General features: G+C 68.3%; 27 protein-coding genes. 14 read left to right on the top strand and 13 right to left on the bottom strand.

What is annotated here, in order from left to right:
* Window positions 1–128: 128 nt before the first annotated feature.
* Together C8E84_RS15290 and C8E84_RS15285 are read right to left on the bottom strand one after the other, a co-directional pair.
* Window positions 129–1547, bottom strand: a complete 1419-nt coding sequence (locus C8E84_RS15290) for an FtsX-like permease family protein (RefSeq protein ID WP_159903469.1) — start codon at window positions 1545–1547, stop codon at window positions 129–131.
* Window positions 1544–2377, bottom strand: coding sequence for an ABC transporter ATP-binding protein (locus C8E84_RS15285; protein ID WP_159903467.1), 834 nt, complete (start codon window positions 2375–2377; stop codon window positions 1544–1546). Before C8E84_RS15285 ends, C8E84_RS15290 begins: the two co-directional genes overlap by 4 nt.
* A gap of 158 nt (window positions 2378–2535) precedes the next feature.
* On the opposite strand from C8E84_RS15285, the gene C8E84_RS15280 reads away from it, so the two are divergent.
* The 7 genes from C8E84_RS15280 to C8E84_RS15250 all read left to right on the top strand — a co-directional run bounded on the left by C8E84_RS15280 (window position 2536) and on the right by C8E84_RS15250 (window position 6695).
* Window positions 2536–3732, top strand: coding sequence for a sensor histidine kinase (locus tag C8E84_RS15280; protein WP_170296290.1), 1197 nt, complete (start codon window positions 2536–2538; stop codon window positions 3730–3732).
* The gene (locus C8E84_RS15275; protein WP_170296289.1) at window positions 3732–4373 is read left to right on the top strand and encodes a response regulator transcription factor; all 642 of its coding nucleotides are present in this window, start codon (window positions 3732–3734) and stop codon (window positions 4371–4373) included. The genes C8E84_RS15280 and C8E84_RS15275 overlap by 1 nt, the downstream gene beginning before the upstream one ends.
* A gap of 239 nt (window positions 4374–4612) precedes the next feature.
* A complete protein-coding gene (locus C8E84_RS15270; RefSeq protein WP_159903463.1) occupies window positions 4613–4930 on the top strand; it encodes a type II toxin-antitoxin system RelE/ParE family toxin in 318 nt (105 codons plus the stop codon).
* Window positions 4923–5222: an addiction module antidote protein gene (locus C8E84_RS15265; RefSeq protein ID WP_159903461.1), complete on the top strand. Its 300-nt coding sequence runs from the start codon at window positions 4923–4925 to the stop codon at window positions 5220–5222. Before C8E84_RS15270 ends, C8E84_RS15265 begins: the two co-directional genes overlap by 8 nt.
* 133 nt (window positions 5223–5355) lie before the next feature.
* Window positions 5356–5568, top strand: coding sequence for a type II toxin-antitoxin system VapB family antitoxin (gene vapB / locus C8E84_RS15260; protein WP_281348952.1), 213 nt, complete (start codon window positions 5356–5358; stop codon window positions 5566–5568).
* Window positions 5565–5969, top strand: a complete 405-nt coding sequence (locus tag C8E84_RS15255; RefSeq protein WP_159903460.1) for a PIN domain nuclease — start codon at window positions 5565–5567, stop codon at window positions 5967–5969. Before vapB ends, C8E84_RS15255 begins: the two co-directional genes overlap by 4 nt.
* A gap of 75 nt (window positions 5970–6044) precedes the next feature.
* Window positions 6045–6695: a GNAT family N-acetyltransferase gene (locus tag C8E84_RS15250; protein WP_159903458.1), complete on the top strand. Its 651-nt coding sequence runs from the start codon at window positions 6045–6047 to the stop codon at window positions 6693–6695.
* Between the two features lie 498 nt (window positions 6696–7193).
* On the opposite strand, the gene C8E84_RS15245 is transcribed toward C8E84_RS15250, so the two are convergent.
* From C8E84_RS15245 to C8E84_RS15230, 4 genes are all read right to left on the bottom strand, one after another.
* Complete coding sequence (locus C8E84_RS15245; RefSeq protein ID WP_159903456.1) at window positions 7194–7580, bottom strand: VOC family protein; 387 nt, start codon at window positions 7578–7580, stop codon at window positions 7194–7196.
* 162 nt (window positions 7581–7742) lie between these two features.
* Window positions 7743–8072, bottom strand: a complete 330-nt coding sequence (locus C8E84_RS15240; RefSeq protein WP_159903454.1) for a VOC family protein — start codon at window positions 8070–8072, stop codon at window positions 7743–7745.
* A 294-nt stretch (window positions 8073–8366) separates the two neighbouring features.
* Window positions 8367–8912 carry a methyltransferase family protein gene (locus C8E84_RS15235; RefSeq protein WP_159903452.1) on the bottom strand — a complete coding sequence of 182 codons (546 nt, stop codon included), beginning with the start codon at window positions 8910–8912 and terminating at the stop codon, window positions 8367–8369.
* A gap of 281 nt (window positions 8913–9193) precedes the next feature.
* Window positions 9194–9898: a hypothetical protein gene (locus tag C8E84_RS15230; protein WP_159903450.1), complete on the bottom strand. Its 705-nt coding sequence runs from the start codon at window positions 9896–9898 to the stop codon at window positions 9194–9196.
* A 156-nt stretch (window positions 9899–10054) separates the two neighbouring features.
* On the opposite strand from C8E84_RS15230, the gene C8E84_RS15225 reads away from it, so the two are divergent.
* The gene (locus C8E84_RS15225) at window positions 10055–11392 is read left to right on the top strand and encodes a sensor histidine kinase (protein ID WP_159903448.1); all 1338 of its coding nucleotides are present in this window, start codon (window positions 10055–10057) and stop codon (window positions 11390–11392) included.
* Window positions 11389–12072, top strand: coding sequence for a response regulator transcription factor (locus C8E84_RS15220; RefSeq protein WP_159903446.1), 684 nt, complete (start codon window positions 11389–11391; stop codon window positions 12070–12072). The genes C8E84_RS15225 and C8E84_RS15220 overlap by 4 nt, the downstream gene beginning before the upstream one ends.
* An 81-nt stretch (window positions 12073–12153) precedes the next feature.
* Here the strand turns inward: C8E84_RS15220 and C8E84_RS15215 are convergent, their stop codons facing one another.
* From C8E84_RS15215 to C8E84_RS15205, 3 genes are all read right to left on the bottom strand, one after another.
* Window positions 12154–12420 carry a Txe/YoeB family addiction module toxin gene (locus C8E84_RS15215; RefSeq protein WP_159903444.1) on the bottom strand — a complete coding sequence of 89 codons (267 nt, stop codon included), beginning with the start codon at window positions 12418–12420 and terminating at the stop codon, window positions 12154–12156.
* A complete protein-coding gene (locus tag C8E84_RS15210) occupies window positions 12417–12659 on the bottom strand; it encodes a type II toxin-antitoxin system Phd/YefM family antitoxin (protein WP_159903442.1) in 243 nt (80 codons plus the stop codon). The genes C8E84_RS15215 and C8E84_RS15210 overlap by 4 nt, the downstream gene beginning before the upstream one ends.
* 132 nt (window positions 12660–12791) lie before the next feature.
* The gene (locus C8E84_RS15205) at window positions 12792–13358 is read right to left on the bottom strand and encodes a hypothetical protein (RefSeq protein WP_159903440.1); all 567 of its coding nucleotides are present in this window, start codon (window positions 13356–13358) and stop codon (window positions 12792–12794) included.
* 350 nt (window positions 13359–13708) lie between these two features.
* On the opposite strand from C8E84_RS15205, the gene C8E84_RS15200 reads away from it, so the two are divergent.
* Complete coding sequence (locus C8E84_RS15200) at window positions 13709–14098, top strand: hypothetical protein (protein ID WP_159903438.1); 390 nt, start codon at window positions 13709–13711, stop codon at window positions 14096–14098.
* A 4-nt stretch (window positions 14099–14102) separates the two neighbouring features.
* Window positions 14103–14519, top strand: a complete 417-nt coding sequence (locus C8E84_RS15195; protein ID WP_159903436.1) for an MmcQ/YjbR family DNA-binding protein — start codon at window positions 14103–14105, stop codon at window positions 14517–14519.
* 76 nt (window positions 14520–14595) lie between these two features.
* Here the strand turns inward: C8E84_RS15195 and C8E84_RS18240 are convergent, their stop codons facing one another.
* Window positions 14596–15108 carry a hypothetical protein gene (locus tag C8E84_RS18240; protein WP_246196970.1) on the bottom strand — a complete coding sequence of 171 codons (513 nt, stop codon included), beginning with the start codon at window positions 15106–15108 and terminating at the stop codon, window positions 14596–14598.
* Between the two features lie 622 nt (window positions 15109–15730).
* Between C8E84_RS18240 and C8E84_RS15185 the strand changes: the two genes are divergently transcribed.
* Window positions 15731–15952: a hypothetical protein gene (locus C8E84_RS15185; protein ID WP_159903434.1), complete on the top strand. Its 222-nt coding sequence runs from the start codon at window positions 15731–15733 to the stop codon at window positions 15950–15952.
* A 20-nt stretch (window positions 15953–15972) separates the two neighbouring features.
* On the opposite strand, the gene C8E84_RS15180 is transcribed toward C8E84_RS15185, so the two are convergent.
* Complete coding sequence (locus C8E84_RS15180; protein ID WP_246197067.1) at window positions 15973–17250, bottom strand: IS256 family transposase; 1278 nt, start codon at window positions 17248–17250, stop codon at window positions 15973–15975.
* 181 nt (window positions 17251–17431) lie between these two features.
* Between C8E84_RS15180 and C8E84_RS15175 the strand changes: the two genes are divergently transcribed.
* A complete protein-coding gene (locus C8E84_RS15175) occupies window positions 17432–18007 on the top strand; it encodes an NHL repeat-containing protein (protein ID WP_159903432.1) in 576 nt (191 codons plus the stop codon).
* 235 nt (window positions 18008–18242) lie between these two features.
* The gene (locus C8E84_RS15170) at window positions 18243–18551 is read left to right on the top strand and encodes a hypothetical protein (RefSeq protein WP_159903430.1); all 309 of its coding nucleotides are present in this window, start codon (window positions 18243–18245) and stop codon (window positions 18549–18551) included.
* A gap of 144 nt (window positions 18552–18695) precedes the next feature.
* Here the strand turns inward: C8E84_RS15170 and C8E84_RS15165 are convergent, their stop codons facing one another.
* Both C8E84_RS15165 and C8E84_RS15160 read right to left on the bottom strand, forming a co-directional pair.
* Window positions 18696–19094: a hypothetical protein gene (locus C8E84_RS15165; RefSeq protein WP_159903428.1), complete on the bottom strand. Its 399-nt coding sequence runs from the start codon at window positions 19092–19094 to the stop codon at window positions 18696–18698.
* 235 nt (window positions 19095–19329) lie between these two features.
* Complete coding sequence (locus C8E84_RS15160; protein WP_159903426.1) at window positions 19330–19551, bottom strand: hypothetical protein; 222 nt, start codon at window positions 19549–19551, stop codon at window positions 19330–19332.
* Window positions 19552–20215: the final 664 nt, after the last annotated feature.

Genomic DNA, 20215 nt, shown 5'->3' with positions numbered 1-20215 from the left:
CACAGGCCCCACGTCTGCAGCGCGGGCATGGATCGGCCTGCGCTCCTGCGCGATACGTGAGTCACTTCGCCGGGAGCCGCCGCAGGCACCCCTGTCGGCAGGCCCATCTTCAGCGGTGTGTTCTGCGCTCAGGTGGCTATGAAGCGGGAGATGACTGTGGGTGCCGGGGCGCCTAGGGAGCGAATGATTGGGCCGGTGGTGGCGGCGGTGACGACGATGAGGCAGGCGAGGACGCTGCCGGCCAGCAAAGCCCAGGGCATCACGAGCTGCGCCTGCGGCAGGACCTGACTCAGACCTAGGGCGAGCAGTGAACCGCCGACCGTTGCCATGATCAGGCCGAGGATGCTTGCGGTGAGGGTGATGATGAGCGCCTCGAAGATCGGGATCAGGATTTGCTGGCGTGGGGTGGCACCGATGACGCCGTCGAGTGCGAGTTCGGCGCTGCGCTGCCGTGACATCATCACCAGGTTCCCCACCGCGCCCGCGACGGCGACGGCCAGCGGGAGACCGGCGAGGGTGAGCATGCTGGTGGCCGAGGACCCCTCCAGCTGCCCGACGCCGAGGTGCTCAGCGATGCCGGCGAAGGTTGCTCCGACGGCCATGAGCCCGAACACCAGGCCGACGGAGAACATGACGGGGACGATTGAGCGGGTGAGCCGGTCCCGTTTGGCCAGGACGGTGTGGCGGGCCAGGTGCCAGGAGGCGCTGCGGGTTGGCAGGGCTCCGGTCCAGGCCCGGGTGACCGGTCCGACGATCCACGGCAGGATCGCGGTGAGTGCCAGGCCGGCGACCGGTACGGCGAGGAAGGCCTGTTGGGTGATCATGCTGACGAGGTCCTTGCCTGCCTCGGGCTCGGTCGCCGCCGTGTTGCCGGCCGCAGCCACGAACACGAACATGACGAGCAGGGCCGCGATTGAGGCGGCGAACCGCAGTGCCCGCAGGGTGCGGTGCAGCGGCCCCTCCGGTCGGGTGCCGCCGCTGGTGGCCTCCCGCAGCGCCTCGACCGGTGGGATGGCGCTGGCGGCGTGAGCCTGACGTAGTCCGCCGATGACGCAGAGCAGTGCGCAGCCGGTGGCGGTGCCTAGGAGGAGCGGCACCGAGACGGTCGGGTCGAAGCCGGCGAGGCCTCGGTCCTCGACGACGAGGCGTAGGGCGGTCGGGGCCAGTGCCACGGCCAGGATCGACCCCACGACCGAGGAGGCCAGTGCGACGGCGGTGATCTGGGTCGTCACCAGAAGCGTGACCTGGGCAGGGGTGGCGCCGGCGAGCAGCACCCGGGCGAGGGCGCCCCGGCGCGAGGTGACGACCAGGGCCGTCGCCGCCCCGATGACGGCCAGGCCGACAAGGCTGCTCAGGACAATGTTGGCGATGCCGTCCACGCGCAGCAGCTGGGTGCCGTCGGGGCCGAGTGCCGCTGTGGATGAGGCCGCGCTGGTCAGGGCGATGCCGGAGAGTGCGAGCGAGAAGTTGAGGGTGACGAAGCCGATCGAGACTCCGAGCCAGGCGAGCCATGAGTCCCTCAGGTCGGCCAGGGCGAGGCGGATCATGACGAGGCACCGGTGCCGGTGACGGCCAGGTCGGTGAGAAGCGCCGCGACTTCGGCTGCGCTCGGACTGGTCAGCTCGCGCGCGAGATAGCCGTCGTGGAGGAACAGCACCCGGTCACACTGCGCGGCCACGACCGGGTCGTGGGTCACGGTCAGGACGCACTGGTCCGGGCGGTGGGCGATCTGCCGGAGAGCGTCGAGGACGACGGCACCGCTGTGGGTGTCCAGTGCCCCGGTCGGCTCGTCGGCGAACACGATCCGGGGTCGCTGGGCGATCACCCGCGCCAGGGCGACGCGTTGCTGCTCGCCGCCGGACATCACGACCGGCCTGGTCTCCTCGAAGCCCTCCAACCCGACCAGGGCGAGGGCGTGGCGGATGGTCTCCGTCGGCGGCTTCTCGCCGCGCAGGCGGGCAGGCAACGCGACGTTCTCGAAGGCCGTCAGCGTCGGCACCAGGTTGTACGCCTGGAACACGAAGCCGACCTCGCAGCGCCGCAGTCGCGCCAGGGCGGCGCGTGACAGCGCTGTCGTGTCCCGCCCCAGCAGCTGCACCGTGCCGGTGCTCGGCAGCTCGAGCCCGGCGAGGGTGTACAGCAGCGTCGACTTGCCCGATCCGGACGGGCCCATGACGGCACACATCTCTCCGGGCTCAACGGCCATCGAGACGCCGTGCAGGATCTCCACCTCCCGACTGCCGGCGCGGTAGGCCTTGGTGATGTTGCGTCCGAGGACGAGCGGGCCGGGCACCTGCGGACCTGGTGCGGACCGTTCTGCTGCTGACGTACCTGCTGCGGATGAGGGTTCGGTCTGTGCCGACAGTGCGATGCTCATGACGCAAACTCTGCTCCGCCGCAGCGGCGGGCGCCTCCCCCTGCAGTCATGATCGGGTATCCCGTGGTCATGACCCGCGGGCCGCCTGCCCATGCCCGTGGTCATGAGTCGGGGTCCGGGACCGTCGCGGAGATCCGCGTGTCACTACCGTTGGCGGGGTGAGCGGATGGGACCCCTTCGCCAACCCCTCCAGGTGGAGTCGAATCCTCGACCTGTTCAGCGTGCTGGCGCTCGGGGTCGCGCTCTTCGGGGTGTACCAGGCATTCTCCGAGGGCGTCGGCAACGGCATCACTGCCGGGGCACTGTGCGTGGTGGCTGTGGGCCTGTGGACGCGGGTCCGTAGCGGGCAGGGGCGTTGGCCGCCCTACGCGCTCGTGCTCGTCTCCGCGGCCTTTCTCGTCGTGCCAGGCAGCGGCTACGCGGGCGGCTTCCACCTCACCGTGACGATCGCCCTGCTCGGCCTGCGTGAAGGCTTCCGCAGCGCGCTGCTGGCCAATCTCGCGGCGACTCTCACCCTGGCAGTCTGGCTTGCCTGGCGCGACGGCGTGAGCCTCGAGGACTCCATGATCTCGGCCGCCACCATAGTGCTCTTCCTCATGCTGGGCGTGGGGTTCGGCGCACTACTGCGGGACCTGGCGGTGGCCCGTGAGGTGGCGGCCCGCCACGGGGCGGAGCTCGCCGTCGCCAACGAGCAGCTGCGGGCGTCGATCGCGACCGAGCGCGAGCTCGTCCTGGCCCAGGAGCGGGCCCGCTCAGCGCGGGACCTGCACGACGGGCTGGGGCACCGGCTCACGCTCGTGGCGATGAGCCTGGACTTCGCTCAACGGATGCGGAACCGCGACCCGGAGGAAGCGTGGAACGAGATCACCAGCGCGGCGACCACGAACCTCGAGGCGCTCGACCACATGCGGCTGTGGGTCCGGGCCCTGGACCCGCCGGCATCGGCTGCCGGTCTGGGGGGTCCGGCCGCCTTCGCGGCGATCGCGGACGCCTTCCGGGGGACCGGGCTGACGGTGCGGGTGGCTCACCAGGGGTCCGTGGAGGCCCTGCCGGGGCCGGTCGCGGTCTTCGCGACACGCTTCATCCAGGAGGGGCTCACCAACGTGCTGCGGCACGCGCGCGCGGACGAGGTCGACATCACCATCCTGCAGAGCCCGCACCAGGTCCGGATCACGGTTACAGACAACGGGATCGAACGAGCGGCCGACGCACCCGAAGGCTTCGGCCTGCGGTCGCTACGCACACGGGCGGAGGAACTCGACGGCCGGCTCACCAGCGGACCGAGCGGAGCCGGGGGCTGGGAGCTCGCCACGGTGCTGCCGCTCGACGAGCAGGCCATAGTGAGGACAGGCTGATGCGGGTCGTGGTGGTTGACGACCAGGAGCTGATGCGCCGTGGCCTGACCATGCTGCTCGGCACCGAAGACGGCGTCAGCGTTGTCGGCGAGGCCGGCGACGGACACGCAGCCCTAGCCGTCATCGCCGCGACTGCGCCAGACATCGTCCTCACCGACGCCCGGATGCCGGTGATGGACGGAGTGAGCCTCGCCGCGGCGGTGCGCGAGGCATACCCCGAACTGCCGGTCGTCATCCTGACCACCTTCGACGACGACGACCTGGTCCAGCGCGCGCTCGGTGCCGGCGCCGCTGGCTTCCTCCTCAAAGATGCCACCACCGAAGAGCTCGTACTCGGCATGCGGCTCGCGCTCAAAGGTGGCCTGGTCATCGATCCGCGAGTGGCCCGCTCCGCGTTCACGACCCGGGCGCGCGGCGCGGACCGTGCTAGCACGTCAGCGGAGCCGTTCGCCGTCCTCACCCGCGCGGAACAGGCCGTCGCCCGCCTCGTCGCCACCGGCGCGACGAACAGCGAAATCGCGCAGACGCTCTACCTCGTCGAGGGCACCGTGAAGAACCATGTCTCCGCGCTGCTACGCAAACTGGACCAGCGGGACCGCACCGCCCTAGCCCTGCTCCTCGCCCGCTACCTCGGCCACTAGAGCACCCAGCCCTCAACCGTCGACACCGGAGGCAGCGCCGCTTCCCGAGACGAACGAATGCAAGTGCCCGCTGCACACCCAGGGCGCAACACTTGCTGCCGTGATGGGACCCGCGGCACTCCGCCGGGTGCTGGGCGTGGTCAGGGGTGGCCGCGGTGGCGGCGGGTGAGCGACGGGCCTCACCCTGAGGGGCATTCGCTCCCCTTGAGGGCCGACCATGTGTCAGTTATAGTCGACACATGGTCGAGGTCATCCGCACCGACGACTTCGACAAGTGGCTACGAAAGCTCAAGGACAGGGTCGGTCGACTCCGCATCGTCGAACGCCTCGACCGGCTCGCCTCAGGCAACCCAGGCGACGCCAAACAGGTCGGCCAGGGCGTCTGGGAACTCCGACTGATGTTCGGTCCCGGCTACCGCATCTACTACCTACACGACGGCCCGCGAGTGATCCTGCTGCTCTGCGGCGGCGACAAGGCAACACAGCAGCGGGACATCGAGCGGGCTCACCAGCTCGCGGACTACTACCGCAACGAGGAGGACAAGGACCATGGCTAGGAACGGCAAGTACACACGCTTCGACGCCGCCGACTACCTCGAGGATCTCGACGACGTCGCCACCTACCTCGAGATCGCCTTGCAGGAGTCGGCCGAGGATCCCACCGCCATCCCCCGGGCCCTGGGCGTCATCGCCCGTTCGCAGAACATGAGCGAGCTCGCTCGGCGCGTGGGCATGAGCCGCGACGGCCTCTACAAAGCACTCTCAGCCGACGGCAACCCGACCTGGTCGACCATCCTGAAAGTCACCAACGCCCTCGGCCTGCGCTTGGAACTGCACACCGTCGCCTGAACCGGCACACCCCTCCGCCACACGCCACACGAGAGAGAAGCACCCGCGTCACAGCGCCGGGTAACGCTCGTCAAGCACGGCCTGACGGCGCGGGTGCTATCGTTTGATATCGGAGGTGGCTCTAATCGCTGACGTGTTGATCCGCGACATCCCGGAATCGGTGCTCGCGGCGGTGGACGCACACGCGTCGCGGCTGGGGCTCTCGCGTGTGGAGTACATCCGCCGACGTCTCGCGGCAGACGCGGCGACCTCGGGCGCTTCGGTCTCCGCCGCTGATCTGCGTTCGTTCGCCGACAAGGTCACGGATCTGGCCGACCCGCAGGTGATGGGTGCGGCGTGGCAATGACCGAGTGGCTGATCGACAAGTCGGCCCTGGTGCGCTTGGCGGACAGCCCCGATGCCGAGCGGTGGGCAGAGCGGATCGAACGGGGCCTGGTCCGGATCACGACCGTGACGCGTCTCGAGGTTGGCTACTCCGCCCGCAGCGGCAAGGACGCCCGGTCAATGTTGACCAGCCCACCCGTCTCGGCGATGCCGGTGGAGTACCTCACCCCGGTCATCGAGGACCGCGCCGTGCAGGTGCAGTTGCTCCTAGCCGGACAGGGTCAACACCGCGCGCCCTCCATCCCCGACATCATCATCGCCGCAACAGCCGAACTGGCGGGGCTGACCGTCCTGCACGTGGACAAAGACTTCGAGCTCATCGCCACCATCACCGGCCAACCCGCCGAGCGACTCCAGACATAGGGCATTCCGCCGGGTAGCGCGACGCCGTTTGGGTTCTGCGCCCAAGATGACTGGCGTGGCGCAATGATGGGAGCGATGATCCGGACCTATACGCCCGCTGACCACGACCCGCTCGTCAAGCTCTTCGCCCGTGCGGGTGTCGACGCACCTGGCGGTGAGCTGTGGAGGCATCTGCCGTCAGAGCGGATGATCTATCTCGATCCCTACATCGAGTACTGCCCAGACACTCTGTTCCTCGCCGAGGTCAAAGGCGACCTGGTCGGCTACCTGACGGGATGTCCCGACAGTGCCCTGATTCCGAGCGAGGACGAGCGGTTCACCAAGGCAGTCATGGAGCACAAGCTGATGCTCAGGCCACGCTCGCTGCCGTTCTTCCTCCGGAGCCTCTCCGACGTGGTCAGGACGAAGGTGCGCGGGGGGGAGGTCGCGTCGGGTGAGGACGTGGACCATCGTTGGCCAGCTCACCTTCACATCAATCTGGCGCCGCAGGCACGCGGCACCGGTGTGGCCCAGGAGATGATGGAGCGCTGGCAGGACTGGCTCACGAACTCCGGCAGCCCTGGCTGTCACTTGCAGACCTTGGTCGAGAACACGCGGGCAACACGGTTCTTCGCGAAGTGCGAGTTCGTGCCGCATGGCTCGACCCCGCTGGTGCCGGGGGTCCGGTACGAGGGGCGGCCAGTGCATCAGCAGACCATGGTCTGGACTTCTCCGAAGGCTGGCTGAGGAGCGGCGCTCCGAACGCGAGACGCGGCGGGCATCCGCCGGACCCTGCCGCCGCGGGTCCGGCCTCGGGTCGTCGAGCAGTAGTGAGACAAGATCACTGCGTGGGCGCCGACGTCGTCTTCTTCAGCGGCCCCAGTGAGGCCGCGGCTGTCGAAGGCGAGCGTCCGGGAGGCGACTGGGCTCGGCCTGTGCAGGTGGGCACCCGCAATGCGGGCTGGTTTCGAAACGGAGGCCGTTCTCGAAGGAGCCGGGGCGGCATTCGACGGCTTCGCCTCGCGCGGCTACGACGGCGCTGATCGAAGAAGACGCCGCCCAACGATTCCAGCGAGAAGACCGAGCCCGCCTGCCGTGAAGCCGAGTAGTGCGGAATCCGGCCACGTCCGGGTCGTTCCACCTGCGTCTCTCCGCCGGGGGCTTGGCGTCGCCTTCGCGATTGGCTAGGCCAGCGTTCGCCGCCGGTCCAATTGCTTGGATACCGGGAACCGTGGTGGCGCCGGCTCAGGTCGCGGCGGCCATTACTTCGATGCGGTTGCCAAATGGGTCCTTGCAGTGGAAGCGTTCGTACCCGGCGAACGTGCTCCGCTCGGCCCAGCTGACCTCGAACCCGGCCTGGTCGATTCGGTCTCCGAGGTCCTTCAGCGCTTGGACGGAGTCGACCAAGATCGCGGGATGCGCCTTCCTCGCGGGCGTGAAAGGCTCCTCAACCCCGAGATGTATCTCGAGAGTCGTTATCTCGCCGTCGAGGTGTCGGAACCAGCATCCACCCCGCCCAGCGAGGTCGGGGGGCTTGCCTACCTCGGTCAGTCCCAGCGCATCCGAGTAGAAGCGCCGGGCCTGTTCCTCCTGACCGGCCGGCAACGCGATCTGGACGTGGTGGAACTGCATGCAGCCTCCTCGATGTCTTGATTTCAAGATAGCTGACCTTGTGTGCTCCGAGGACGTAGCGTTACATCGCCGGCTGTTCACCCCGTCTGGCTTCCGTCCAACGTTCGCCATCAGCACGATGCTGCCCCACGGTGCAGAAGAGTGGGCACTCTCGCCGGTGAGCTAGGCGTCGATGTTGATCACGCAGAACAGGGTGCCAGTCGGGTCAGCCAGCACCACGAAGTCGGCATTGTCCGGGTAATCCCACTCGACACGGGTGGCACCGAGAGAGACCAATCGCTCAATCGCGGCACGCTGCTCACCTTCGCTGTCTGTCCATAGGTCCAGGTGAGTGCGGTCCGTGCTGTCCAAGTGGAGGCGGCAGGCACCGCCCTCGCGGGGCAGCAAGAAATCTGGGTTGTCTCCACGGTCGAATCGCAGTGCCTCGCTCCAGAACGAGCCGGCGCGGTCGGTATCGGCAACGTTCAGCACGACGGCTCCGATGCGCAGCATCTCCTCAGGTTATTCGCCGACAGGACTGAGCGGTAGGAGGTCGGGTAACTTGGCGAATGCACGGATCTCCCGCGTCCGCAGAGGCTCGCTGCGCCGCCAATACGTGTGTAAGCCCTGGCGCGAATTCTGCGAGCGCGACGCTCCGGCGCCCTTATGAGCGAATCGCCGGCGCTCTCAGGGTGACGAATGTCGGCGTTCGGAGCGACTGCCCGAGCCCGACGAGATTCCCCAACCGGTTGACGACCTGCGTCACAGCGCCGGGAGCCGACCACGTGGTCTGTGGTTGCGCCTCGCTCAACGGCCAGGCACTTCCCGCACTTGCTCCCGCGGTGGCCTCCGCAACCGTAAGGGCACGAACCGTGGAGTGCGGGCGGCGTAGTCGGCGTATGCCTCGAATCGCTGGGCCAGGCGTGTTTCCTCCCATCGTGCTTTCACGTTCAGGACCAGGACCAGCGCTGCGAGGGTGAGGAGCCGGAGCCCGCTTCCGGCCGCCACTGTGATTGAGGCCATCATGAGCAGCAACCCGCTGTAGATGGGGTGCCGTGCGTACCGGTAGAGGCCGCCAGTACGCAGCTGTGCGTGGGCGTTCGGCAACGGCGTGGCCGTCAGACCTCGGCCGAGTCCCGTTGCGCCGATGACCATCACGGCCAGGCCTAGGACGGTGGCCGCGCTGCAGGCAACGGTCAGAGCGGCGGGCACCGGCCAGTCATCGCCATTCGGGAGCACCACGAGGATACCGATCAGCACGAACTGGCCAACGACCAGTAGCCGCGCGGTCCTGACATCACCAGAGGCCGAGCTGCCTTCTTGCCCAGCGGCGGATTCTGGGGGTGGGCTCATCTCGCGTACCGCAGTAGCATGCGCTTCTCGTCCGTTCCCCCATCCACGATAACCACCGTACGGTTCCCAGCGTGCGGGAAGGGCGTCAGCGCAACCGGGAGATGGGGCATACCGCCGGAAATCGAGCGCGTCGAGTGGTGCGTGCATGCGCCAACTGTGGCGGGCCTGTGCCTCTGTGGTGTGGAGGGGCCCTCGGGCTCTTCGTTGGGACGTTCGGCATCCCTCCCACGCGGGCTGGCAGCGGATCCGGCTCATGTTGGTGAGCGGATTCGGATCGTCGTTCACAGTTGCATGTCGGACGTTGTCTGCGCGACGAGAGCGTCATTACCGGAGTCGTTGGTGCGGGGATCCAAGGACGAGGCGGGCGCGGTGTCGAGCGCCCGGCCGGCCAGGGCCAGGCCGACGCTGGCGAAGGCGATGCCTGCTGTCTCGGCGGCTTTGATCTGGAATTCGGTGCCGATGAAGGCGGCGATGCCGATGACCCAGGCGGCTAGGGGTAGCCACCCGGCCAGGCCGGAGCGCTTGAGGCCGACCGCGAGGAGCACGGGCCCGAGCAGGAGGCAGGGCAGCATCAGGACGAGTGGGACGAATCCTGTTCCACCCGAGGATTCGAGGAGCGCGATCGCTGTACCCCGCGAGAGGCTCTCGGTCTCGACGAGCCGCACGAACATCAGGTTGAAGGCGGCGCGTCCGCCGACGAGCCAGAGACCACCCAGACCGGTGAGCGCGGTCCCGGCGAGCATGAGCCGGCGACCCGTGGTGCCGGTCCAGGCCGCGAGTCGGTGGACCGCAGCCATCGACCCCAGGACGAGGAAGACGCCGGCCAGGACGAGAAGGGCAGCGGAAAGGGACTCCAGGGTCGGGGCCGCGGCGACTGCGTCGTAGCGCGAGTCCGTGTCGGTGCCCATGTCGGGCAGCACGCCCTGGCCGAGAGTCCAGGACAGGCCGGCGAGTGAGAAGGCTGCGGTGGTCAGGTGGCGTCGCATGGTTTCCTCCGGTGTGGTCGTGATGACCACTCCACGGTGGCCTGCGTCCGGCGGCCGGCGCCTGTGCGGGGGTGCCGACGTGGGTATGCGTTGGTGCAGGCCAGAGGTGCAGTGGGCTGCAGGCAACGGGCGGCCGCGTCGCGCCATAATCGGGACGTGCCCGACGACCCGCTGCTCCTGGTGCCGCTGGTGGCCTGGCTCGCCAGCGGGTTGGCGGCAGTAGCCCTGACGCCACGCCACGGCGCGGCCAGGGCTCTGTGTGTCGCCGGGGTCCTGATCTTCGCGGCCTGGGTTCTGGAGGCGGCGGCGATGGAAGCAGTGGAGAGCGGGTCCGGAAGCGCGGTCCTCAACGCGGTTGCCGATGGTGTCTTCGTGGCCAAGACCCCGGCCGTGATCGCTCTGCTGGTGCTGATGCCCACCGGCCGCTTCACTCGGCCCTGGCACCGGTGGCTGGTCGCCGCCGCGGCCGCGCTCGGTGTCGTGGCCACGGTCTTGCGCCTGGTCGGCTCCTCGCACATCGACGTGGCGAACGAGCCGTCATTGGCCGTGCCGAACCCGCATGCCACTGCGGCCATGTCGCAGGCCGGTGCCCTCGGTGAAGTGCTCGTGGACGCCGAGCCGCTGCTCTTCCTGGTCGGTGTTGCAGTGCTGGTCCACCGGTGGTGGCGTGAGCGCGAGCACCGCCCGGTCCTCGGCCGGATGCTTCTCGGGCTCGGCGCCCTGGCGGTCCTGCTCGTCCTGGTCGTGCTCGGCGAGTCGACCTCGCTGCCGCACCTGGTGCCGCAGCCGCTGTTCCTCCTGGCGCTGGCGGCCTTTCCGGTGCTCCTGCTCGTCGATCTCTCCAGCCAGGCCCGCGGGCTGCAGCGCGAGTTGTCCGAGTCGCGGGTCCGCATCGTCACCGCCGAGGACCAGGCCCGCCGCTCCCTCGAGCGTGACCTGCACGACGGCGTCCAGCAGCAGCTGGTCGGGATCCTCACCCTCACCGAGCTCGCCGCTCGGCAGTCCCGCCGCGACCCGCACGCCGGTAGTGCCACCCTCGACGAGGTCCGCGCCGAGGTGCAGTCCACGATCACCGGCCTGCGGGAGCTCGTCAGCGGGATCCGCCCGCCGGCACTGGCCGACGGGGGCCTGCCGGCCGCGTTGAGTGACCGCTTCGCTCGACTGCCCGACGCCGTGACGATCGACCTGTCCGCCACCGCGCACGACCGGTGGCCGCCGCAGGTCGAGGCAGCGTTGTACTTCGTCGCCTGTGAGGCCGTGACCAACGCGCTCAAGCACGCGCCCACGTCGTCGGTCCGAGTCACCCTCACCACCACCGATCGGGGACCGCAGCTGCGGGTCGCCGACACCGGCCCCGGATTCACAACCCGACCCTCGGGGGCAGGACTGCGCGGGATGCAGGACCGCATCGAGTCCCTCGGTGGCCGATTCGAGCTCGCCACCGCACCCGGCGGGACCGTCCTGACCGCCCTGATCCCGGCGGAGCCGGTATGAGCCCGGCCATCACCGTCGTCATCGCCGAGGACAGCTTCGTCGTCCGCGAGGGCCTGCGCCGACTCCTCGACGACGGCAACGACATCGACGTCATCGGCGCCGTCGCCACTGCACCCGAGCTCCTGCACGCCGTCGCCCGGCTGACTCCCCAGGTCGTCGTCACCGACATCCGCATGCCTCCCGGCCACGGCATGGACGGCATCACCGCCGCCTTGAGCATCCGCGCCACAACCGATCACGTCGGCGTGGTCGTCCTCTCCCAACACGCCGACGCCTCATACGCCCAGACACTCTTCACCGCCGGCACCTCCGGCCTGGCCTACCTGCTCAAAGAACGCGTCGGCCACCGCGAAGAGCTCGTCCGCGCTATCGAGGCCGTGCACACGGGTGGCTCGGTCATCGACCCCGCCATCGTCGAAGCTCTCCTGCACGCCCGACAGCACACCGCATCATCCCCGCTGCGGCACCTCAGCCCACGCGAGCTCGAGGTGCTCGCCGCCATGGCCCAAGGCCTCACCAACCGCGCCATAGCCGACCGCCTATACGTCTCAGAGTCCGCTGTCAGCAAACACATCGGCGCCATCTTCCACAAGCTCGCACTCGAAGAAGGCACCGGTCTCGATCGACGAGTCAGCGCCGCCCTCGCCTACCTATCCTCAAGCGGCCCGAACCACCGATGAAGGTGCCCCACTTCGCCGGGAAGCGCCCGCGTCCATGGGTCGATGTTGGCGTCGGAGGGTACCTATTGGACCGCGTGAGAGCTACTCGTAGTGGGTCCACATGCGCAGGACGTGTACGACGCCGTCGTCGGGAAGGACCTCGTAGACCAGGCGGTGCTGGATGTTGATGCGCCGGGAGTAGCAGCCGGCCAGGTCGCCGACCAGCTTCTCGTATCGGGGTGGGTTGGCAAAGGGGTCGTCAGCGATCACGTCAAGGAGCCGCTGGGCCTTGGATTTTAGGCCAGACGAAGCAAGCTTCTTGGCGTCCTTCTGCGCTTGGCGGGAGTAGACAAGCCTCCAGTTGCTCACCAGTCGAGCTCGCTGGAGCCGGCGTCGATCCCTTCGGCGCGCGCCTGGCGGATCGACTCACTCAAACCCGGCACTGAGGCCAGGAAGAGCGTCTCCTGTATGGCTTGCCAGTCCTCTTCACCGATGAGCACCGCGTTGCCGCGCTGGCCGGTAATGGTCAGCGGCTCGGACTCGTCGTTGACCTGGTCGATCAGCCGGTAGAGGTTCGCTCGTGCTGACGTTGCACTTACTGCGGTCATGACATCTACCTCCAACCCAACCGTACGTCATTGCGTACGGTCAGACAAGTGTGCCAGCGGTTCCTCACAACCACGCACAGGCAGAGCGCCCACGAAGCTGCGTCATGCCGCTGCCAATCGGCGCATCCGCTGTCACGGACGCGCGCGTCCTTCCGCCACCCGCGCCCCTGCCGCCGCCTCGGCTGCCTTCCGGGAGCGCTGGACGTGGTCGACGCTCAGCTGCACCACCGGCTGATCGTGGAAACGCCCCTCCAGCACGGGTCCACCGTGGAGGTACATGTCGATAGAGCGACCGCCTCTCTGCCAGTAGGCGGTGAAGCGGTAGTCGTCCCCCTCCTCTCGCTTCTCGTCCATGGGCTCGCCCGCGATCTCGACGAACCGGGCACGCAGCTCCTCCGCAAGCGCAGGCATCACGTCCTCCGGCAGCCCGCGCCACAGGAACCAGTTGAACCCGACGAACTCAGCCTTACAGACCTCCCAGCCCACGGCCGGCCACGGGGCCCCGGGGTCACGGCTGATCCAGGACTCGCTGCCGTGCTCGTCCCGGATCAGCTCGGCACCCTCCGTCACGATGCCGTGCCGCTCGAACCACACGGCCCGCTCGCCCTCGGTCCTCGGCCACTCCGAGACGACCAGATCCGCCACGAGCTGAGCGACCTCTTCGACCGAGGGAACGATCGGCCGCAAGTCATCACTCATGACCGGCAGCGTAGTTCCGCGCGCAGACAGGCACCCGCAGGGCCAAGTCCGGCATGAACGCCGGACCGCCAGGACGAGTACACGGTCACTGCCGCCCCCAGGATCTCGCCTGCGACCGGGTCGGGCCAGGCCCTCAAGACGCTCTCGGCCGTCATTCCCCGACGACCGACCATCGGCATGAGCGGGCACGGCGACCTGCGTCACTGCGCCGGATGATGACCGTACGCTCTGACCCGAGCTGGGCCGACGTTCGTGGATCGGCTTAGGTTGGCGAACCGCCGCTCGCGCCGTTGACGTCTAGGTATCTGCGCCTATTCCGGCATGTGCCCGGCGGGAGGATGCTGAACGTCATGCGCATCATCGGAGCCGTGCTCGTCCGTGCCGTCGTGATCGCGGTCGCCATGCCGCTGTCTGGATGGCTCTTCGCTATGGTCACCGGCGGCTCCGACGCCAACATCGGCGCCGGCCTGTTCGCCTTCGCCGTCGGCGCCCTCATCGGGTTCCTGTGGGCGTTGCGGGACGCCAGTCGCATGGCGTTCGGTCCGGTCGCCGTGCGGTGGATGCTCGTCAGCGTGCTCGGTGCCCTCGGCTTCTGGGTCTTCGGTGCCGTGCGCGAGCCCGAGGCGGCGCTCTCCGACCTGACCCTGGTCGCGCCGATGATCGCGAGCTTCGTCCTCGTGCCGGCCATCGCCGGCGTCGCTCTGGGCGCCACCATGCGCCCGCGCGACGCCCGAGCCTGATTGGATGGCGAGGCCTCGGGGAGCCCGCGCGCAGGACGTGCACGACACCGCCCTGGCGATGCCGCACGTGAGCGTCGAGCGGGCCAAGGACAACCCGGTCTACCAGGTGGGCGGGAAGTCGTTCGTCTTCTTCCGCAACCCGCGCCAGGACGCGCTCGACCCGGAAACGGGCGAGCGCTACGACGACGTCATCGTGATCTGGGTCGGCGGCGAGGACGAGAAGCAGGCGCTCGTCCAGGATCCGGCCACCCCGTTCTTCACCACGCCGCACTTCGATGGACACCCGTCGGTTCTGGTGCGCGCGAGCCGCCTCGGCGAAGTGCCACGCGACGAACTGGTCGAGCTGGTCCAGGAGGCGTGGCTGAGCAGGGCGTCGCGGCGGCGCGCCGAGGCGTGGCTCGCCGAGCGCGGCCTGGGATAAGTCCACAGACCCCGACCCGCTCGGCCCAGCACCGCGGGCTACCCCGCTGACTGGCACCCATGCGGCGCCTGCGAGGTCACGAGCCGGCCGTGGGCTCGAGCGTTTGGGGGGCGAAGCGACCTTGGGCGTACAGCGCAAGGATGGTGAGCATCGCGAGACCGGCGACCACTGCCGACGCGTGAGCTGCGTGCCGGACGCCAAGCGCACCCACCCCGAGCCCGGTCACGCCGATGAGGGCCACGACCCCGCCGAGGTGGAGGAACATGCGCTCCGCAAAGGCCCACGCGAACGGAATGAAGTGCAACCCGACCACCGCAGCGATCAGAGCCGGCCGCAGCTGGCTGTAACCTGCCGCGACCAAGGCCCGCGAACCGAGGGAGATCAGGGCGAGCTCACCCAGGACACAGCCGCAGTAGGCCGCCAGCGCCAGTGGTCCGGGGCGAGCGAGCGGCCCAAGCGAGACCGGGCGGAGGTAGTGAGCGAACAGGACCGCCGCGACGCCAGCCAGACCAGCTACCCACGCGAACGTGGACACCACGGGCCCGAAGACAGGCGAGTAGCTGGCGATGAAGACCACGGCGCCGGCCACGCCAATCAGGCTGCCCCAGCGTCGTGGGTCGACCAGGAGCGGGGGCTCACCTACTGCGGGACCGTAGCGCTGGGACGCTGCTGGTCTCGCCCTCCTGGCATCGATGGACTGTTCTTTCGGGGGCGCAGGCCTGATCACAGGACCATCCTGCACGTAAAAGGGGCGATCCTTGGTGGTCCCGGGCGACGAAGTCCAAGGAGCCGGTACGTCGAACCTCCGGTGGAGGTTCGGCTTGAGGGACAGTGCGCGCGCTCGGGCCGGCCGATGGACCGGGCCAGCAAGGAATAGGTCCGTTGGCGTAAGTCGAGTCGAGGCATATGCGCGAACATCGGGGTGTGTCGTGGCGTCGCCTGTCCGCTCTCCCGTTCTGCGGCACCGGCGGACGCTTCTGCGCGTCCTGCCGCACCCTGTTGGGGCGGCCAGTGCGTCGAAAGCGGCCTGCCACAGCCGGGAATCGTTGGAATCTAGGATTGCCTACCCGAGCCGCGGGCCGCGATGATTTCCTGATGGACCGCGCACCCGCCATCGCGTTGGTGGTCGCGGGCTTCGCGCTCGGTGTGGCGCCGAATTTTGAAGTCGTGGGACGAACCGCGGAGACCCTGACAGCGCCGACGATGCTCTCGTGTTCCTTCACGACGAGGCCTACCGTTACGGCCTGACGGGATTCGTGCTCGTCGTTGGCGGAATCGCGCTGATCGTTGCAGTGCTCGGATACGCCCAGCATCAACAGCGGCGCGGAGAGTTCGGGCTCGGGCTGTTGACCGTCTCCACGTTGGCTGTCATCGGGGGCGCGGGCTACTTGCTCGCCGGAATCCTCCGTGAGGGTGTCAAGTTGTCTGTGTAAGTGAGGTGGGTCACATGGGGTTAGAGGTAGGTGTTGATGCGGTCGGGGTAGACGAGGGCGAGCTCTCCGAGGGCTGCTTTCCAGCCTTGGATGACGGAGCCTTCGACGAGTTTGCCGGGGGCCTTTCGCGGGGTTCCCTTGGGCAGGCCGGCTTCCTTGGCGCGTTGCCGGGCACGTTTGTCCTCGATGGTGCGGATCGCGAGCCAGAGCAGCTTGATCGCTGCGGTGTCGCTGGGGAAGTGGCCGCGGTTCTTGATGATCTTGCGCAGCTGGTAGTTCAACGACTCGATCGAGTTCGTGGTGTAGATGACCTTCCGCAAGGCCGGCCCGAACGCCAGGAACGGGGTGAACCGGTCCCAGGCGTTCTCCCACGACGCGACGGCGGCGGGGTACTTCTTACCGAGTTTGGAGTCCGCGAACGTGGCCAGGGCCATGAGCGCGGCGTCCTCGTTGGCTGCGGTGTAGATCGGGCGCAGCATCGCGGCGACGGCCTTGCGGTCGCTGTAGGACACGAACCGCATCGAGGCCCGGATCAGGTGCACCACACACGTTTGGACCATCGCTTCACGCCAGGTGCCCTCGATGGCCTCGGGGAGCCCGGTCAGCCCGTCGCAGCACACGATCAGCACGTCCTTGACGCCGCGGTTGGCCAGCTCGGCGCACACCGACGCCCAGAACTTCGCGCCCTCGGCGGCTTGGACCCAGATGCCCAGGACGTGCTTGACCCCGTCCATGTCGACGCCGACGGCGATGTGCGCGGCCCGGTTGGTCACGTGCGCGCCGTCGCGGATCTTGACCACGAGGGCGTCGAGGTAGAGCACCGGGTAGAACGCCTCCAACGGGCGGGCCTGCCACGCCTTGACCTCTTCGAGCACCGCGTCGGTGACGTTGGCGATCGTCTCGTGCGAGAGCTCGGTGCCCAGCGTGGACGCCAGGTGGTGCTGGATGTCGCGGATCGTCATCCCGCCGGCGTACAGGCTGATGATCATGTCCTCGAGCCCGCCCAGGCGGCGGGCGCCCTTGGGCACCAGCGCGGAGGCGAACGTGGAGTTACGGTCCCGCGGCTGGTCCAAACCGATGTCACCAACCTCGGTGGACACCGTCTTCGGGGTGGTCCCGTTGCGCGAGTTGCCCGACCCCTTCCCGGCCGGGTCGCCCTTGTCGTACCCGAGGTGGCCAGTCAGCTCGGCCTCCATCCCCCGCTCGAGAACGGCCTTGATCATCTCCGGCAAGAACCCGCCCTCACCGGTCAGCGACAGCCCACGCTCACCCGTCGCAGCCATCAACTGGTCCAGCATCTCGTCGGTAAACAACTCCCGACGCAACCGGCGAGCCTCAGGCTCGACAGCGTCCTTCTTCGCTTCCTTGGTCATGCTCACAATCAAACTCCTTCAGGTCGGCAACCCCCTCCCTTACACAGACCATCTGATACCCCCTCCTCCGTCACACCTCGCACGGCACCATCACCATCAGGGGAGCGTGCTGAGGATCGACCCGGTCACTGGCGAGGACACCAAGATCAAGATTGTCACGCAAGGAAGCTCCGGGCCGCAGAGCCTGCTCGCAGACGACGGAGGCGTCTTCGTCGCGGTCTCCCGCGACAAGGCCCTCTACCGGATCGACGCGGCCACCGAGACCGTCGAGAAGCTGCAAGGCGAGGTCTTCGCCTGCGGCGGTATGGCCAAGGTCGGTCAGATCGTGTGGGGAACCGGCTGCTTCTCCGGCCCATGGGTCGCCGGCTTCGACACCCAGACCCTGCAACCGGCCGGCCGAATAGACCTCGACGACCGGTTCGGCGAGAGCCTGGCCCTCGTCGATGACCGCCTCTGGGCCTCCATCGCCGTCGAGGCCGACGAGGCCGGGAAGCTGGTCACCAGCCGAACCGCCCTCGCCGTGCTCGACCCCGCCCTGAAGTCCGTGACACGCACCTTCGAGCTGCTCGACGGCGGCGGCCCCACGGCCCTCGCCGGCGACCGACTTTGGGTCGTCGGCAGAGCGGGCAACACGATCCTAGGCTTCGACACCGCAGACCTCGCCACCGCCGCCACTGGCTGACTCCTCGACCCCCCAAGCGATGCTCAGCACCCCCTGCGCCTTTCCGGAAACGTGAGTCCTACCGCCGGCTGTCACACCTTGTCGGTCGGGCGTCACAACGCCGCCTGATCGGTTCCCACAGGACGTGGTGGACCGGGGACGGTGCCGTCGCGGGACCGCCCGTCAACGCGGGAACTTCATTCTGCTGACCGGAACCGGCCATATGCGGGCGCGCGTCCTGGTCGATACTGACCCCGTGCGCGGCCACTACCTTCCCGAGGGCGAGCCAGACCTTGAGGACTTCTTCGCCCAGGTCGCGCCCACCCCGCCGCCCACCGACCGGCCCGGTGGGGTGCTGTTCATGGCCCCGTTCGACCCGCCCCTGGACCGCTGGTTCGCCTATGTGCGCTGGGGTCCGCACGTGGACCGATTCACGGGAAGTCAGGAGTCGGTGTGCCGCTGGGCTCGATCCCAGGACGTCACCGAGCGCTGGATCTACCAACCCGACGCCGAGGCGTACGTTCCCTGGCCGGAAGAGGCTGGTGCCGGACACGAGGGCCGGTAGCCACCAAGTACGGCATCAAGCAGGGCGTCCTTGTCTGACCGCCGAACCATCCCAAGTACCGCTCGCGCACACTCGGCAGATCCGGGCGGATCAACATGCGTCTCAGCGCCGCGTGAAACGCCCGCCAAGAGCTTGGCGGGCGTTTCAGGGTCGGCGCTCGCCGGCAGCCGGCTCGTCGTTGGCATGCACCATGTCGAGCGTGACCGGCCCGCGGGCTCGACGACGCAGTACCTGTTCCGTGAGCAGCACGGAGAATACGACGGCGAGGAAATACAGGGCAGGGCCTGGCCGAGTCGTGACGTCGACCGAATCTCCGCCGATGAGCGGCACGATGAGCCAGGCAAAGCTGCCCGCCATCCCGCCCGCCGCGAGCCAGGCCAGGCGGTCTGTGGGGTCGCGTCGAGCCAGCACCTGCCAGGCGCACCCCACGGCGGCCCCCACGACAAAGGCGCTGAGCGCTCCCCACCCGCCGAGCTCCACGGACGGGAAGAATCCGGGAGCGAACCAGACGCCGAGCCACAGCCACCGCCGCCAACCGTTCACCGGCAGAGTGTCCCATCCGCCTCCGGCGCAAGGTGCCTGATCGGCGCAACCGCCCTGGCGCGACGGACTGCCGAACTGGCTGACAAAAGGGCTTTCCAACGTTCGTCTATCCGCCGCTTGCCGCGCGGCCTCAACCAACGAGGCCCGCGCCCAGTGAGTCAGCAGGGCGGAGCGGGGGCTCTAGGGGGCTTCCGGTGGATATGGTCGTTCGTGTTCCTGCTAGAAGTCGCGTGCGTTAGCCACTGGTCTTGGCTTCAGTCCAGGCCAACGCGTGGAACATGCGATCGGTTGCCTGGAACAGCCCCGTCAAGCGCCCTATATATTCGCCGTTCAACCGTCGGAACTCATCGATGGTCGCGAGAAGATCGTCCAGGTCTTTCATCTTAAACGTGGCCTCCTCGGCACCCTCATCGACTGCACTCAGCTCGTCCTTCAGCCACGCCGTCCAACCATCCATCTCACCCGCAACCCTTATGAAGTCCTCTCGATTGCTGCTCTCCCACTGAGACATGGCATTCCGAACTGGGAGCCACTCGGCCAGCTCACTATCGAGGGTTGGGCGAGTCGACGCCGCCGGTTGGTGGCCCACCGGCGCCGGGGGCAGGTTCCCAGACCAGTGCCCCTCCCAGCAAGGACTGGGCCAGTCCCCATCCATGACGTAGCCCTTTCCGCTGCAGTACCTGCACGGCAGTCCCGTCTTGGGGTGCCGTCCGCTCTGGCAGCCTGAACATGGGCACGGTTTCGTAGTCATCGTTGGATGCCTCCTCTCGCTTCGATCCTCGGGTCAAAAAGAGGCAATCGGAAGGTGAGCCAAAGGCCGCCGGGCATGTGCGGGCCATGGACCGAAGGGCCTTCCCCCACGGACTCTGCATCCCCCACGTGCTCCACGACGATCCGATGCGATGCGGGCCAATGCGACCGGATCCACGACCCAGTGTGACCCCGGGTCATTGGCCAGTCGCCCGCCCAGCACCGCATCGCAGGGTCCACACCAGACAGTCACGACACCCCTCCCAACCCACCTTCGATCATCCCGCGCAACCTGACCGAACGAGGGGTTCTGTGGCCAGAGCGACATCACTGCCGAAGTCAGGGCGCGGGGTACCCACCCGCGAGTGCAC

Origin of the sequence: Ornithinibacter aureus (assembly GCF_009858245.1) — a bacterium.
Taxonomy (GTDB): Bacteria; Actinomycetota; Actinomycetes; order Actinomycetales; family Dermatophilaceae; genus Fodinibacter; species Fodinibacter aureus.
This window is presented reverse-complemented; position numbering and strand designations above follow the sequence as displayed.